Source organism: Variovorax sp. W1I1 (assembly GCF_030815625.1).
Classification (GTDB): domain Bacteria; phylum Pseudomonadota; class Gammaproteobacteria; order Burkholderiales; family Burkholderiaceae_C; genus Variovorax; species Variovorax paradoxus_C.
This window is the reverse complement of sequence record NZ_JAUSWZ010000001.1, coordinates 6,849,994-6,865,898: the sequence shown is the minus strand read 5'-3', so window position 1 is coordinate 6,865,898 and position 15,905 is coordinate 6,849,994. Positions and strand designations below refer to the sequence as shown.

The window sequence follows — 15,905 nt, the reverse complement described above, 5'->3', positions numbered from 1 at the left end:
TCAGTGAAAACTTGAGGACAGGTTTGGTTTCGCGTGACGCCGCTTCCTCGCTTCCTCGTTTCTTGGAAGCAAGGTCAATAGCCGAGGATGGCCTTGGTTTCGAGGTACTCCTCGAGCCCATGGACGCCGTATTCGCGGCCATTGCCCGACCGCTTGTATCCGCCGAACGGCGCATGGCTGTTCCACGCCGGATAGTTGATGTGCACCTGGCCGGCGCGAATTTGCCTGGCTACGCGCTGCGCTCGCTCCCGGTCGCCGGACTGCACGCTGGCACCGAGGCCATAGACCGTGTCGTTCGCAATCGCAATGGCCTCTTGCTCGTCCCGATAAGGAATGATGACCAGCACGGGGCCGAAGATTTCTTCCTGCGCCACTCTCATGTCGGGCGACACGTTGGAGAACACGGTCGGCTGTGCAAAGTAGCCGTGCGTCAAACCGGCGGGCCTGCCCGGACCGCCGCAGATGAGCTTGGCGCCCTCTTCGATTCCGCTGGCGATCATCTCCTGCACCCTCGCATATTGCGCAGCGTTTGCGATCGGACCCATCGAGATTTTTTCGTCGCGTGGATCGCCAACGTTGATGCCCATCACCGCCGCTTGCGCCAATGCTTCCACCTCGGCCAGGCGCGACGCGGGCACCAGCATCCGTGTCGGCGCGCTGCACGACTGGCCCGCGTTGCGCATTCCCGCCAGCACGCCCTTGGCCACGCCTTGTTCGAAATCGGCGTCGTCCAGAAACAGGTTCGGCGACTTGCCGCCAAGTTCCTGCACGACGCGCTTCACCGTCACTGCAGCTGCCTGGGCCACGAGCACGCCGGCGCGCGTCGATCCGGTGATGGAGATCATGTCGACATCGGGGTGCGCGGCCAGCGCCGCACCGACCACCTCTCCCCTGCCCCCGACCAGGTTGAAGACACCGGCCGGCGTGTCGGCGTCGTGCATCACCTGCGCGAAAAGCTGCGCACTGTAGGGCGACAACTCACTGGGCTTCAGGACGACCGTGCAGCCCGCGGCGATCGCCGGCGCGACCTTCGCGGTGATCTGATACAGCGGCCAGTTCCACGGCGTGATCAGTGCGCAGACGCCGATCGGCTCTTTCGAAATGGCGGTGCTGCCATCCAAGGAAAGAAACCTGTAGCGCTGAAGCACTTCCATCTGCGCGCGAACATGCGCGATGCCGAAGGGCACATGGGCGGCCCTGGCGAATCCGATGGGCGCACCCATCTCCGCCACGATGGCTTGGGCGAACAACTCCGCGCGTTTTTCCAGCAACGCCAGGATTCGGCCCAGCAGCGCAAGCCGCTCCTCGACGGAACTTCGCGAAAACGTTTCGAAAGCGCGCCGGGCCGCGGCGACGGCCAGGTCCACATCCGTCGACGAGCCCGCTGCAACGTGCCCGATGACTTCTTCGGTAAACGGATCGACGACCGCAATGCCTGCGGCATCGGTGCGGTCTTGCCAGCATCCATCGATATAGAAGCGGGCGTCGTTCATGCGTGGTTCAGTTGTCATCACGGCGCTTTCCGGTCAAGCCATGACCCACACCTTGCGAACGGTTTCGATGGTGCGCCACGTTCCGACATAGCCCGGCTTCATGATGAAGCAGTCGCCGGCCTTGTAGGTCAACGGGGGCTGGCCTTGCTCCGTGATTTCCACCACGCCCGAAAGGATCAGGCAGAACTCCCACGTCTCGCCCTTGATGGAGTGATTGACGCCAACGGTCGACTCGAACACCCCGGCGCGCACCTTGCCGTCTTTCGCGCTGTCGACGTCCCAGTTGCGGCATACGACATCGCCCTCGATGACGCGTTCCGCCGGCGGCCGGTATTCACGCGGTTCGCCGAGTTGGTCGAGGTTGAATGGGACAAGAAGCTTGGACATGTGAAACCCTGTTCGCGTTGGTTGGATGGTGAACCAATGCTAGAAAAATTCCGGCTGCGTTGATGCTGAACCAGCGGGCGATAACAGCGGGAAATATGTCTTTGCGGGCGTGCGCTGATGGATCGTGCGGTGGCCGTTGGCGCGTCGAGAAGGAGGTGCGGTCCACCGACTGGTTCGGTAGCCTGCGGTTGGGTTTTTCTCGACGCAACCAGGGCGAAACGATGCGCCGTTAGAGCTGCCCCTGGCACACGTACTTGATGTGCATGTAGTCGTCCAGGCCATGCACGGAACCTTCGCGGCCGTAGCCCGATTCCTTCACGCCGCCGAAGGGCGCCGCCTCGGCGGCCAGTGCGCCTTCGTTGACGCCGACGATGCCCGATTCGAGCGCCTCGGTCACACGCCAGATGCGGCGCGTGTCGGTCGAGTAGAAGTAGGCGGCGAGGCCGAAGGGCGTGTCGTTGGCGGCGGCAATCACCTCGGCCTCGGTCTCGAAGCGCGTGACCGGAACCACTGGCCCGAAGGTCTCCTCGCAGCTGCATTCCATGCTGGCGTCGGCATTCACCAGCACGGTCGGCGCGTAGTAGTTGGGGCCGTCGCAGCGCGCCGAACGCAGCCGCTCGCCGCCGACCGCAATGCGCGCGCCGCGGGACACGGCATCACGCACGTGGCGCTCCATCTTGTCCACGGCGCGCGCGTTGATCATCGGCCCGATCTGCGAATCGGGTTCGGTGGCCGGTCCGACCTGCAGCGCACCGACGCGCGCGGCCAGCTTGTCGACGAAGGCGTCGTACACCTTGGCCTGCACGAACACGCGGTTCGGGGACACGCAGGTCTGGCCGCCGTTGCGGAACTTGGCGGCCATCAGACCTTCCACCGCGGCATCGATGTCGGCGTCTTCGAACACGATGAAGGGCGCGTTGCCGCCGAGTTCGAGCGACAGCTTCTTCAGCGTATCGGCCGAGGCGCGCGCGAGGTGCTTGCCGACCGGCGTGGAGCCGGTGAAGCTGATCTTGCGCACCCGCGCATCGGCCAGCCACACATCGACCACCTCGGGCGTGCGTTCGCGCGAGGCGGTCACGATGTTGAGCACGCCCGCCGGCACGCCCGCTTCCTGGGCCAGCTTCACGAGCGCGAGCGAAGTCAGCGGCGTGTCTTCGGCCGGCTTGCAGACCACGGTGCAGCCCGCAGCGAGCGCGGGGGCGATCTTGCGGGCGATCATCGCGGCCGGAAAATTCCACGGCGTGATCGCGGCGACCACGCCCACGGGCTCCTTCAGCGCGAGCATGCGGCGGCCGCTCACCGGCGCGGGAATGACCTCGCCGTTGGCGCGCGTGGCCTCTTCGGCGAACCACTCGACATAGCTGGCCGCATAAGCCACTTCACCGCGGCCCTCGGCCAGCGGCTTGCCCTGTTCGCGCGAGATCAGGCGGCCCAGGTCTTCCTGGTGCAGGAGCATCAGGTCGTTCCAGCGCTTGAGGATCTGCGCGCGCTGCTTGGCCGGCACGGCGCGCCAGGCAGGGAAGGCCGCATGCGCCGCATCGACCGCGGCGCGCGCATCGGCGGCCGTGCCGTCGGGCACGCTCGCGAAGACGCTGTCGGTGGCGGGGTCGGTCACATCGAGGCGGCGTGCATCGCTGGCGTCGCGCCATTCGGCGCCGATGAGATGAAGGCCCGGCAGCAGGTCCTGGCGTTGGAGGGTGAGTGGCATGGAATGAAAAGGTCGGTAAAGAGTTGAGGCAGGGAACGCGTCAGGCCGCGGCCACGCGTTCGGCAATGGCGATGCCCAGTTCCGTCGTGGAAGCGGTGCCGCCCAGGTCGCGCGTGCGCGGCCCTTCGCGCAGCACCGCCTCGATCGCGCCGAGGATGGCGTCGTGCGCCGCGCGGCCCGCGCCCTGGCCTTGCGTGAGAAAGTCCAGCATCAGCGCGCCCGACCAGATCATCGCGATCGGGTTGGCGATGTTCTGGCCGTAGATGTCGGGCGCCGAACCGTGCACCGGCTCGAAGAGCGACGGAAACTTGCGCTCCGGATTGAGGTTGGCCGAGGGCGCGAGGCCGATCGTGCCGGTGGTCGCCGGCCCGAGGTCCGAGAGGATGTCGCCGAACAGATTGCTCGCCACCACCACGTCGAAGCGCGTGGGCTGCAGCACGAAGCGCGCCGACAGGATGTCGATGTGCTGCTTGTCGACCGTCACATCGGCGTATTCGCTGCCGATGGCATCCGCGCGGCCGTCCCACCAGGGCATGCTGATCGCGATGCCGTTGCTCTTGGTGGCGACCGTGAGGTGCTTGCGCTTGCGGCTGTTGGCCAGCTCGTACGCGTAGCGCAGCACGCGGTCGGTGCCGTGACGCGAGAACACCGACTCCTGGATCACGATCTCGCGGTCCGTGCCTTCGTACATCACGCCGCCGAGGGAGGTGTATTCGCCCTCGGTGTTCTCACGCACCACGAGGTAGTCGATGTCGCCAGGCTTGCGGCCGGCCAGCGGACAGGGCACGCCTTCGAACAGGCGCACCGGGCGCAGGTTGATGTACTGGTCGAACTCGCGGCGGAACTTCAGGAGCGATCCCCAGAGCGACACATGGTCGGGCACGGTCGCGGGCCAGCCGACGGCGCCGAAGTACAGCGCATCGACACCCTTGAGCTGCGCCTTCCAGTCGTCCGGCATCATCTGGCCGTGTGCGGCGTAGTAGTCCGCGCTGGCCCAGTCGAAGGTGCGGCAATCGAGCTCGAAGCCGAAGCGCTCCGCGGCGGCCAGCACCACGCGCAGGCCTTCGGGCATCACTTCCTTGCCGATGCCGTCGCCGGCGATCAGCGCAATGCGAAAGGTCGGTGTCATCTCGGTCCTTGTCATGATGTGGCGATGGTGGTGGCGGCGGAGGTGGCAGTCGCAGTCGCGGCGCGGTCCATCTCGTCGAGCCAGCCGCAGCGCAGCTCGGGAACGGAGCGCGCGAGCAGTTCGTAGTAGGGGTGGTGCGGCCCCCGGTCGTAGTCGGCGCGCGCCACCTGCGCGAGCTTCTTGCCGTGCTGCATCACCACGATCTCGTCGCACACCGCGCGCACCGTGTGCAGGTCGTGGCTGATGAAAAGGTACGACACGCCCAGCTCGCGCCGCAGCTCCGCCATGAGGTCGAGCACCGCAGCGCCGACCACCGTGTCCAGCGCCGAGGTCACCTCGTCGCAGAGGATGAGGTCCGGATCGGCCGCCAGCGCACGCGCCAGGTTCACGCGCTGCTTCTGCCCACCCGAGAGGCCGCCCGGCAGGCGCCCGGCCACGGTCTGCGGCAGCTTCACCAGGTCGAGCAGCTCGCGGATGCGCTTGCGCAGCGGCTCGCCGCGCAGGCCTTTGTAGAACTGCAGCGGCCGCGCCAGGATGCGCTCGATGGTCTGCGACGGGTTGAGCGCCGTGTCGGCCATCTGGAACACGATCTGGATGCGGCGCAGCTCGTCGCGTTCGCGTTGCTGCAGCGTCGGTTTCAGTTCGCGGCCATGGAACAGCACGCTGCCATGGCTGGGCTTGAGAAGGCCGGCCACGGCGCGCGCGAGCGTGGTCTTGCCCGAGCCCGATTCGCCGATCACACCGATGGCCTGACCGCGGTAGAGCTTGAGGTCGATGTTCTCCAGGATCGGCTTGGCCGGCCGCCCCTGCGCATCCACCGGTCCGTAGCCGGCCGAGAGTTGGCGCACTTCAAGCAGCAACTCGGGATCGTCGTTCGCGGCCTTGGCCGACGCGCGCACCACCGGCCGGGCTGCTGCCAGCAGGCTCCTGGTGTAGTCGTCGGCCGGCGCGGCGAGGATCTGCGCGGTCGCGTTCATCTCGCGCATGCCGCCGTTGCGCAGCACCAGGATGTGGTCGGCCATCTGCGCCACCACCGCGAGGTCGTGGCTCACGTACACCGCGGTGGCGCGGCGCTCGCGCACCACGCGGCGGAAGGCGCGCAGCACCTCGATCTGCGTGGTCACGTCGAGCGCGGTGGTCGGCTCGTCGAGGATCACGAGATCGGGGTCGCCGATGAGCGCCATCGCCGCCATCAGCCGCTGCAGCTGGCCGCCCGACACCTGGTGCGGATAGCGCGCGCCGATGCCTTCCGGATCGGGCAGCGCGAGTTCGCGGAAAAGCTGCACCGCCTTGGCCTCGGCCTCGGCGCGCTTGCACAGGCCGTGGATCACGGTGGGCTCGACCACTTGGTCCATGATCGTGCGCGACGGATTGAACGATGCGGCCGCGCTCTGCGCGATGTAGGCGACCGTGCGGCCGCGCAATGCGCGCTGCGCACGGGCGTCGAGCGCCAGCACGTCGGTCTCGCCGATGCGCACGCTGCCCCCCGAGATGCGGCAGCCGTCGCGCGCATGGCCCATGAGCGCGAGCGCGGTGGTGGTCTTGCCCGAGCCCGATTCGCCGATGAGCGCGAGCACTTCGCCCGGCTGCACCGAGAAGCTCAGGTTGTCGACCAGCGTGCTGGTGCCCGCGCAGATGCACAGGCCCTTGACAGTGAGTGAGGCACCCATCAGAGCTTCCCCCGTTCGCGCGCGGCTCGGCCGGGCAGGTTGTCGATGACCAGATTGACCGCGATGGTCAGGCTCGCGATGGCCAGCGCCGGCACGATCACCGAGGCGCCGCCCATGGCCAGCGCGCCGATGTTCTCGCGCACCAGCGAACCCCAGTCGGCCGCCGGCGGCTGGATGCCCAGGCCCAGGAAGCTCAGGCTCGCCAGCAGCAACACCACATAGACGAAGCGCAGGCCCAGGTCGGCCAGCATCGGGCCGAGGATGTTCGGCAGGATCTCGCGCAGCATGATGTAGAGCGTGCCTTCGCCGCGCGTGCGCGCCACGGTCACGTAGTCGAGCGCGTTGATGTTCACGGCCAGCGAGCGCGCCATGCGGTAGGCGCCGGGCACGTAGATGATGGCCGCGGTGACCACCAGCATCGCCACCGACGAACCGAAGCCCGCCACCATGATGAGCGCGAACATCTTGCTCGGGATCGCGGTCAGCGTGTCCAGGCCGCGGCTGAGCACCGAATCGGTCCAGCGGCCACTGGCGGCGGCCAGCAGCGCGAGCGTGGTGCCGGTTCCGCTGGCCAGCAGCGTGGCCAGCAGCGCAACGCCGATCGTGTAGCGCGCGCCTTCGATGATGAGCGCCAGCATGTCGCGGCCGAGGTAGTCGGTCCCGAGCCAGTGCGCCGCGCTGATCGGCTCGAAGACGTTGGAGGTGCCCATCGCCGCCGTGCCGTGCGAGAGCAGCCACGGGCCGAGCAGCGCCGCGAGCAGCCAGAACACGAGCACCGCGAGGCCCAGCAGGCCCGAGACGCCGAAGCCGCCGAGCCACGGCAGCACGCGGCCCCGGCGTTCCTGCGGCACCGGCACCGCGGGCACCGCAGCGTTCGCAACGGCTGAAGATGTGGAGGTTTCCATGGGGTTCCCTTCAGCGGTGCCGCAGCCGCGGGTTGGCGAGGATGCCGAAGATGTCGGCCGTCGTCACCAGGATCAGGTAGGCGCAGCAGAAGATCATGGTGCAGGTCTGCACCAGCGGAATGTCGCGTTGCGAGACGCCGTCGACCATCAGCTTGGCGATGCCCGGGTAGTTGAAGATGGTCTCCACGATGATCACGCCGCCCAGCAGGTACGACAGGCTCAGCGCCACCGCGTTGGCAATCGGCCCCACCGCGTTGGGCAGCGCATGCGCGAGCACCATGCGCATCGGCGAGGCGCCCTTCAGGCGCACCATCTCGATGTAGGGCGCCTCGAGCTGGTCGATGACCGCGGCGCGTGTCATGCGCATCATCTGCGCCACGATCACGCAGCACAGCACCAGCACCGGCATGGCGAAGGCGCGCAGCATCTGGCCCAGCGACTCGATGTCGCTCACGAACGAAAGCGCAGGCAACCATCGCAGCTTGACCGCGAACACCAGCACCGCGAGCGTCGCGACCAGGAACTCCGGCACCGACACCACGCCCACCGCCGTGGTCGAGGCCACGCGGTCGAACCAGGAGCCTCGCCACACCGCCGAGGCGATGCCCAGCGTCAGCGCGATCGGCACCGAGAACAGCGCCGTGACGGCGGCCAGCAACAACGAGTTGGGCAGGCGGCTGGCCACCATTTCGGCCACCGGCATCTGCGTGGTGGACGAGAGGCCGGGGTCGCCCTTCAGCATGCCGAAGAGCCACTTCGCATAGCGCTGGGGCGCCGGCACGTCCAGGCCCATCTGGGCGCGCAGGGCCGCCACCGCTTCGGGCGTGGCGTCCTGGCCGAGCTGCTCCTGCGCCGCGTCGCCGGGCAGCACCGCGGTGATCGCGAAAACGACCACCGACACCGTCAGCAGCGACAGCAGCGCGAGCGCAATGCGCTGGCCGAGGAGCTTGAGGATCACGCGGTTCATGGCGAACATCCCGTGCAGCGATGGCCCGCGCGCGTCATGCCTCGAGCCACACGTTCTCGGCGAAGTTGTAGCCCATGAGCCCGCCCAGCGGAATCGGCGACAGGCCCTTGAGCTTCGACGTGTGGCCGTCGATGCTCGCGAGGAACAGCGGGATGCCGATGCCCGCGTCCTGGTGGATCATGGTCTGCATGTCGGCATACATCTGCTTGCGCTTGGCCAGGTCGGTCTCGGCGCGCGAGGCGAGCAGCAACTGGTCGAACTTCTCGCTCTTCCAGCGCGACTCGTTCCAGGCCGCGCCCGACTGGAAGAACTGCGTGAGCAACACGTCGGCGCTCGGGCGCGGGTTGACGTTGCCGAAGCCCACATGGCTGTTGAGCCAGTGGTTCGACCAGTAGCCGTCGGCCGGCATGCGCTTGATGTCCAGCTCCAGGCCGGCGCGCTGCGCGGTCTGCTGCAGCAACAGGGACATCTCGACCGAGTACAGCGCCGCGGGCGACGCCACCATCGGCACCTTGCCGGTGATGCCCGACTTCTTCAGGTGGAACTTCGCCTTGTCCAGGTCGAAGGCGCGCTGCGGCAGGCCGGCGAAGTGGAAGCGGTTGGTCGGGTCGATGGGCTGGTCGTTGCCGATCACCGCGTAGTCGAGCGCGATGGTCTTCTTCATCTGTTCGCGGTCGAACAGGTGCTTCATGCCGAGCACGAAATCCGGGTTGGCGCCGGGGCCCACGTCCTTGCGCATCACCAGGTCGGAGTACTGGCCTGATTGCGTGACGAAGATGCCGAAGCCGGGCGTTCCCTTCACGCGCTCGACCGAGCGCGGATTGACCGAGCCCACCAGGTCCATGCCGCCCGACAGCAGCGCGTTGACGCGCGCGCTCTCGTCGCCGATGCCCACGAACTCGATCTCGTCGAGGTACGGCTTGCCCGGTTTCCAGTAGGCGTCGTTGCGCACCACCAGCGAGCGGATGCCGGGCTTGAACTCTTTCAGCTTGTAGGGGCCGGTGCCGATGCCCGCGTTGAAGTCGGTGGTGCCTTCCTTGACGATCTGGAAGTGCGAGGTGCCCAGGATCACCGGCAGGTCGGCGTTCGGCGCCGTGAGCACGAAGGTCACTTCGTTGGCACCGGTGGCCTTGGCGCTCTCGATCTGGTCGGCGAGCACCTTGGCCTTGGACGCGGTGGCCGGGTCCTTGTGGCGCATCACCGAGAACACCACGTCGGCGGGTGAGAGCGCCTTGCCGTCGTGGAAGGTCACGCCCTTGCGCAGCGTGAAGACCCAGGTCTTGGCGTCCTTGGTGGTGAACGATTCGGCCAGCGCGGGCTGCGGCGTGAGGCTGCCGTCCAGCGAGGTCAGGCCGTTGTAGACCATGTTGCAGCGCGAGTAGTCGGTCTGGTTCGACTGCTTGGCCGGATCGAGCGTGTCGGTTGCCGCGGCCGTGGCGCCCGCCACCCGGATGCGTCCACCGCGCCGCGGCGTCTGCGCATGGGCCGACACCGCCATGCCCGCGAGGCCACCGGCCAGCGTGGCCTGCATGCCGCCGGCCATCAGCATCGCGAGGATGTCGCGCCGCGAGGCGCCGCGTTTCAGCGAATCCATCACGCGAAGGCTTTCGCCGGGGCCGACGAGATGTTCGAGGCTCTTTTTGTTGCTGTCGCTCATGGTGGGTACTCCTGGGAGGCCGTGGGGTGGAAGAAATCGAAAGGGGGAAACGCAGATCGGCAGCGGGCGCTCAGGCCAGTCTGTCCTTGAGCCGGTAGTACATGCCCACCGCCGGCAGGAACCAGGGCGCACCGAAGTGGCCGGGAATGGCGGGCCATGCACGGTCCCGCCAGGGGTTGGCGTTGGCGTCGCCATTCATCACGGCGGCCATGCGCTCGCCCATGTGGACCGACATCTGCGTGCCGTGGCCGCTGTAGCCCATGGCGTAGTAGAGGCCGTTGCGTTCGCCCGCATGGGGCAGGCGGTCTTGCGTGATGTCGACGAGGCCACCCCAGCAGTAGTCCAGGCGCACGGCGCCCAGCTGCGGAAAGGTCTCGGCCAGCCCGGCGCGCAGGATCTCGCCGCTCGCGGCATCCGACTGCGGGCTGGAGATCGCGAAGCGCGCGCGTCCGCCGAACACCAGCCGGTGATCGGCCGTGAGGCGGAAGTAGTGATGGATGTTCGCGACCGTCGTGTAGGTGCGCCGCGCCGCCAGCAGCGCGTGTGCGCGCTCGGCGCCCAGCGGCTCGGTCACCACGATGAAGCTGCCGATCGGCACGATGCGGCGGCGCAGCCAGCCGAAGCTGCCGTAGCCGCCATGGCGCGAGGCGCCGGTGGCCAGCAGCACCTGCTGCGCGGTGACGGTGCCGCGCGCCGTGTGCAGCCGGTGCGCGTGGCCCTGGCCCAGGCGCTCGATGCGTTCGACGGCGGTGCCGGTGTGAATCTGCGCGCCGTGGCGTTGCGCGGCCGTGGCCAGGCCGTGGGCGAAGCGGCCCATGTGCATCTGGCCGCTGCGCTTGTAGAGCAGCCCGCCGTGGAAGCGCTCGCTCTGCACTTCGTCGCGCACGCGCGCCGCATCGAATATCTCGACCTCGGTGTCCACGCCGTCGCCGACCAGCCGCTGCGCGCTGCGTTCGAGCGCGTCCATCTGGCTGGCGCGCGTGGCGAGCTTGAGCTTGCCGTGCCGCATGAAGTCGCAGTCGATCTCTTCGTCGCGCACCAGCCGCGCCACGGCGTCCACCGCGGCGTCGTAGGCGTGGTACCAGGCGCGGGCTTTTTCAACGCCGACCTTGGCCGCCACATCGGCATAGTCCACGGCCAGCCCGTTGTTGACGTGCCCGCCGTTGCGGCCCGACGCTTCCGCCGCCACGCGCGTGCCGGCCTCCAGCACCGCGACGCGGGCACCGCGCCGAGCGAATGCCAGCGCCGCCGAGAGGCCGGTGAAGCCACCGCCGACGATCGCAACATCGACCTGCCCCGGCAACGCACACGCCGCGGGGGAGAAGGCCGGCGCCGAATCGGTCCAGTAGGAGTCGAGCTTCATGGTGTGATGAGGCGTGCGGGCTGCGGAGCGATCAGAGACCGACGACGCCGGGAAGGCCGCCGATGTCCTGGATTTCCGTGTAGTGATAGGCCGGGTTGCCCGGGCCGTGGCCGCGGTTCACGAACACCTTGTTGACGATGCCCAGGTCGTCCGCCGACATCAGGTCGTAGCGCAGGCTGGACGACACGTGCAGCACGTCCTCCGGGTTGCAGCCCAGCGAGTCGAGCATGTACTCGAAGGCTTGCAGGCGCGGCTTGTAGGCCTGCGCCTGCTGCGCGGTGTAGACACGGTGGAAGGGCGCGCCGAGCATCGCGACGTTCTTCTGGATCTGGTCGTCGGACGCGTTCGACAGGATCACCAGCGGAATCTCCTTGGCGACCTTTGCCAGGCCGGCCGCCACGTCATCGTGCGGGCTCCAGGTGGGCACCGCGTCGTAGATCTTCTGCGCGTCCAGGTCGAAGTACTGGATCTTCCATTTCTTGCAGAGGCGCCGCACCGCGTTCTTCAGCACCACTTCGTAGGGCTTCCAGTCGCCCAGCACCTCGTCGAAGCGATAGGCGGTGAAGTCGGCATGGAACTCTTCCATGCGCTCGGCCGGAATGCGGTCGGCGAAGAGGTCGGCAGCCATCTCCTTCATGCGGAACCGGGTGAGGGTGCCGTAGCAGTCGAAGGTCACGTACTTGGGACGGAAGGTCATGGTCTCGAATCCTTGATCAAAAAAGTTGGGACATGGATGGGAATTGCGACAAGCTCATTACGAAGTGATTGCAGCACGCAGTCGTGTGACGGATGTGTTGAAAAACGATGTCCGCCGCAACGAAGCTGCGGTTTGCGGGGCCGGCGACGGCATGCCGTGCGGTCTGCCCTCGATGCGTGCCGCCATGCACCTTGATGTGCCGCTGCACAGCCGGTCGGCACGCTTTTGAAGCGTCCGGGATGTGCGTGGATCGAGGCATGCATGGCATTGGCGTGGCATTGGTATCAGGGGCGGCGACACGTAAGGGAATGGCGACCGATGCTAGGCAGGTTGGCGCAGCATTTGTGTGCGTATGCCGGGTGCGCCACCGCAGGCAATTGCAAAAGCGGGGCATGCTGCAGGCGAAGCTTGCGAGTTGCGGTGGATGCCCGTTTCGCTCTGGTGCACAGCCGCGATGTCGTCCAAGATGGACGCGCAATTCACCGCAACAGAGAGAGTTTTCCGATGCCCGATCCGATTCCGAATGCACCCGCCATGGACGGCGTGGTGTTCAGACCGATGACGCCCGCCGACCTGCCGCATGTGCATGCGCTGTCCGCCGAATTGCGCTGGCCGCATCGCCCGGCGGACTGGGCGCAGACGTTCGTGCATTCCGAGGGAATCGCAGCCGAGCGCGACGGCCAGATCGTCGCGACCGGACAGCGCTGGCTCTGGGGCCCGGCCCACGCCACCATCGGATTGGTGATCGTCTCCCCCGCTTGCCAGGGCCGCCGCATCGGGCACCGGCTGATGACTGCGCTGCTCGACGGCATGGAAGACCGCACCGTGCTGCTGCATGCGACGGCCGAAGGGCGTGGTCTCTATGAGCGGCTGGGCTTCGTGCGCACCGGCGAGATGCGCCAGCACCAGGGCATTGCGTTGTCGCCGCCGCTGGTCGCGCTGCAGCCGGGCTGGCGCCTGCGGCCCGCGGGCCTGAACGAACTGCCCGCGTTGCAGGCACTCGACGCGGCATCGCGCGGCATGCCGCGCGATGCGCTGATCGCCGACCTGCTGCAAAGCGCCGACGCCTGCGTGGTGCTCGATCGCGAGAACGAGCCCGTCGGCTTCGCGATGCTGCGGCGCTTCGGGCGCGGCCACGCCATCGGTCCGGTGGTGGCCCCCGATGCGGACGGCGCGAAGGCATTGATCGCGCACCTTGCGGGCGTGAATGCCGGCCAGTTCACGCGCATCGACATCGACTTCGAAAGCGGGCTGGCCGAATGGCTCGAGAGCATCGGCCTGTTGCGCGTCGACGCGCCCACGACGATGGTGCGCGGTGCGCCGCTCGCTGTGCCGCCGGCGGGACCGACGCTGTTCGCGCTCGTCACACAGGCCGTGGGCTGAAGGGGAAACCGATGGGCACCACGACCTTCCTCTACAAGTCCGACCCCGTGCGCGGTCGCCAGTGGGCCGAGGTGTTCGCCCGCCGCCGGCCCGATATCGACTTTCGCATCTGGCCCGACGTCGGCGATCCGGCGCAGGTGCGCTTTCTTGCGGCCTGGGAGCCGCCGCCCGACATGGCGGTGCGCTTCCCGAACCTGCAGGTGCTGTTTTCCTCGGGCGCGGGCGTCGACCAGTTCGACTTCGCGGCGCTGCCGGCCGCGTTGCCGGTGGTGCGCATGGTCGAGCCCGGCATCGTGCGCGGCATGGTCGAGTACGTGACGCATGCAGTGCTCGGCCTGCATCGCAACATGCCGCAGTACCAGCGCCAGCAGGACGAAGGCGTGTGGAAGCCGCTGCCCGTGCTGCCCGCCGGCGAGCGGCGCATCGGCGTGCTCGGACTGGGCTCGCTCGGACAGGCCGCGCTGGCGCAGCTCGTCGCACTGGGCTTCGACTGCGCCGGATGGAGCCGCTCGCGGCATGCGGTCGACAGCGTGCAATGCCATGCCGGCGCCGACGAGCTGCCGGCCTTTCTGGCGCGCACCGACATCCTCGTGTGCCTGCTGCCGCTGACCGACTCGACGCGCGGCTTCCTCGATGCGCGGCTGTTCTCGCTGCTGCCCGCGGGCGCGGGCCTGGTGCACGTGGGGCGAGGTCCGCAACTGGTGGACGCGCACCTGCTCGCAGCCCTTGCCAGCGGGCAGATCGGCGATGCGGTGCTCGATGTGACGGATCCCGAACCCTTGCCGCCGGAACATGCCTTCTGGCGCCAGCCGCGCATCCGGCTCACGCCGCACATTGCAAGCATGACGCAGCCGCTGAGCGCCGCAGAAGCGCTGCTCGACAACCTCGAGCGCTTCGAGGCCGGCGAGCCGATGGTCGGCTTGGTCGATCGCGCACGCGGGTATTGAGTCGTCGATCGAAGCGCCCCATCGAGACGTCGAAAAAGACCGACCGCACGATCTGCTGCCGACGCCGCACACAACCGCAGCCTGCTTCGCGGAGCACCCCCAAAGCAGCACCACCTCGCGCGATGCGCGGCCTAAGCTGAGGGCATCGACAGCCTCCTTTGCTCTCGCCTTCACACACACCGCCATGACGCACCCCACCGCATTGCCTCACCACGCCGCGCTCGACGCGATCGACCGCGCCCACCTCATCCACCCCGTCTCGCCCTGGCGCGTGCACGAGCAGCGCGGCCCGACCGTGCTGGCCTCGGGCCGCGGCGCCTGGTTGACCGACGGCAACGGCCACGAACTGCTCGATGCCTTCGCCGGCCTCTGGTGCGTGAACGTGGGCTACGGGCAAGAGAGCGTGGTGCAGGCCGCCGCCGAGCAGATGCGCCGGCTGCCGTATGCCACCGGCTACTTTCATTTCAGCAGCGAGCCAGCCATCCGCCTGGCCGAAAAGCTCGTGCAGATCACGCCCGCGTCGCTCACCCGCGTGTACCTGACGCTGGGCGGCTCCGAGGCGGTCGATGCGGCTGTGCGCTTCATCGTGCAGTACTACAACGCGACCGGCCGGCCTTCCAAGAAACAGTTCATTTCGCTGGAGCGCGGCTACCACGGCTCGTCGTCCACCGGCGCGGGGCTCACCGCGCTGCCGGCCTTCCATCGCGGCTTCGACCTGCCGCTGCCCACGCAGCACTACATCGCGTCGCCCTACGCCTACCGCCGTGCCGATGGCGGCGACCCGCAGGCACTGATCGCCGCGTCGGTCGCAGCCTTGCGCGCCAAGGTGGCCGAACTGGGCGCGGACAACGTGGCGGCCTTCTTCTGCGAACCCATCCAGGGCTCGGGCGGTGTCATCGTGCCGCCCGTGGGCTGGCTGAAGGCCATGCGCGAGGCCGCGCGCGACCTGGACATCCTCTTCGTCGTGGACGAAGTCATCACCGGCTTCGGTCGCACCGGCCCGATGTTCGCCTGCGAGGCCGAGGGCGTGGAGCCCGACCTCATGACCCTGGCCAAGGGACTGACCGCAGGCTATGTGCCGATGGGCGCCACCATGATGTCCGAGAAGGTCTACGCCGGCATCGCCGACGGCGCGCCCGCCGGTGCGTCCATCGGCCACGGCGCCACCTATTCGGCACACCCGGTGGGCGCCGCGGTTGCGCTCGAGGTGCTGCGGCTCTACGAGGAAGGCGGCGTGCTCGCCAACGGCCAGCGCGGCGCCGCGCATTTCGCGGCCGGGCTCGATGCGCTGCGCACGCACCCGCTGGTCGGCGATGCGCGCCACCGCGGCCTGCTGGGCGCGCTGGAACTGGTGAGCGACAAAGCCAGCAAGCGTGGCTTCGATGCGGCCCTGGGGCTGTCCGAACGCATCTCTGCCGCCGGCTACCGCAACGGCCTGGTGTTCCGCTCCTTCGGCGACCACATCCTGGGCTTTGCGCCCGCGCTCACCTTCACCGAGGACGAGTTCGCGCAGCTCTTCGCCCGGCTGAAGAAGACGCTCGACGAAGTGCTCGAGGCACCCGACGTTCGCGCCGCGCTGGCGGCCTGAACAGGAAGACG

Annotated in this window: 13 protein-coding genes; 3 read left to right on the top strand and 10 right to left on the bottom strand. The window is 68.1% G+C overall.

The annotated features are described in order from the left end of the window. Positions 1-74: 74 nt before the first annotated feature. The 10 genes from QFZ83_RS31880 to QFZ83_RS31835 all read right to left on the bottom strand — a co-directional run bounded on the left by QFZ83_RS31880 (position 75) and on the right by QFZ83_RS31835 (position 11,976). On the bottom strand, positions 75-1,493 hold the full coding sequence (locus QFZ83_RS31880; protein WP_307512392.1) for an aldehyde dehydrogenase family protein: 1,419 nt from the start codon (positions 1,491-1,493) through the stop codon (positions 75-77). A 33-nt stretch (positions 1,494-1,526) separates the two neighbouring features. Continuing rightward, on the bottom strand, positions 1,527-1,880 hold the full coding sequence (locus QFZ83_RS31875; protein WP_306881818.1) for a cupin domain-containing protein: 354 nt from the start codon (positions 1,878-1,880) through the stop codon (positions 1,527-1,529). Between the two features lie 229 nt (positions 1,881-2,109). Beyond that, a complete protein-coding gene (locus QFZ83_RS31870) occupies positions 2,110-3,588 on the bottom strand; it encodes an NAD-dependent succinate-semialdehyde dehydrogenase (RefSeq protein WP_306881819.1) in 1,479 nt (492 codons plus the stop codon). Between the two features lie 40 nt (positions 3,589-3,628). After that, complete coding sequence (locus QFZ83_RS31865) at positions 3,629-4,717, bottom strand: tartrate dehydrogenase (RefSeq protein ID WP_306881961.1); 1,089 nt, start codon at positions 4,715-4,717, stop codon at positions 3,629-3,631. An 11-nt stretch (positions 4,718-4,728) separates the two neighbouring features. After that, positions 4,729-6,387, bottom strand: a complete 1,659-nt coding sequence (locus QFZ83_RS31860; protein WP_307512390.1) for an ABC transporter ATP-binding protein — start codon at positions 6,385-6,387, stop codon at positions 4,729-4,731. Further along, positions 6,387-7,292, bottom strand: a complete 906-nt coding sequence (locus tag QFZ83_RS31855; RefSeq protein ID WP_307512388.1) for an ABC transporter permease — start codon at positions 7,290-7,292, stop codon at positions 6,387-6,389. The genes QFZ83_RS31860 and QFZ83_RS31855 overlap by 1 nt, the downstream gene beginning before the upstream one ends. A gap of 10 nt (positions 7,293-7,302) precedes the next feature. Beyond that, the gene (locus QFZ83_RS31850) at positions 7,303-8,259 is read right to left on the bottom strand and encodes an ABC transporter permease (protein WP_307512386.1); all 957 of its coding nucleotides are present in this window, start codon (positions 8,257-8,259) and stop codon (positions 7,303-7,305) included. A gap of 34 nt (positions 8,260-8,293) precedes the next feature. Continuing rightward, positions 8,294-9,916, bottom strand: a complete 1,623-nt coding sequence (locus tag QFZ83_RS31845; RefSeq protein ID WP_307512384.1) for an ABC transporter substrate-binding protein — start codon at positions 9,914-9,916, stop codon at positions 8,294-8,296. A gap of 70 nt (positions 9,917-9,986) precedes the next feature. Beyond that, on the bottom strand, positions 9,987-11,279 hold the full coding sequence (locus QFZ83_RS31840; protein WP_307512382.1) for an FAD-binding oxidoreductase: 1,293 nt from the start codon (positions 11,277-11,279) through the stop codon (positions 9,987-9,989). Between the two features lie 31 nt (positions 11,280-11,310). After that, entirely contained in the window at positions 11,311-11,976 is a 666-nt protein-coding gene (locus tag QFZ83_RS31835; protein ID WP_307512380.1) for a haloacid dehalogenase type II, read from the bottom strand. A gap of 504 nt (positions 11,977-12,480) precedes the next feature. On the opposite strand from QFZ83_RS31835, the gene QFZ83_RS31830 reads away from it, so the two are divergent. The 3 genes from QFZ83_RS31830 (at position 12,481) to QFZ83_RS31820 (ending at position 15,894) form a co-directional block, all read left to right on the top strand. Beyond that, the gene (locus tag QFZ83_RS31830; protein ID WP_307512379.1) at positions 12,481-13,359 is read left to right on the top strand and encodes a GNAT family N-acetyltransferase; all 879 of its coding nucleotides are present in this window, start codon (positions 12,481-12,483) and stop codon (positions 13,357-13,359) included. Between the two features lie 11 nt (positions 13,360-13,370). After that, positions 13,371-14,306 carry a glyoxylate/hydroxypyruvate reductase A gene (locus QFZ83_RS31825; RefSeq protein WP_307512376.1) on the top strand — a complete coding sequence of 312 codons (936 nt, stop codon included), beginning with the start codon at positions 13,371-13,373 and terminating at the stop codon, positions 14,304-14,306. 184 nt (positions 14,307-14,490) lie between these two features. Beyond that, positions 14,491-15,894, top strand: coding sequence for an aspartate aminotransferase family protein (locus QFZ83_RS31820; protein ID WP_307512374.1), 1,404 nt, complete (start codon positions 14,491-14,493; stop codon positions 15,892-15,894). Positions 15,895-15,905: the final 11 nt, after the last annotated feature.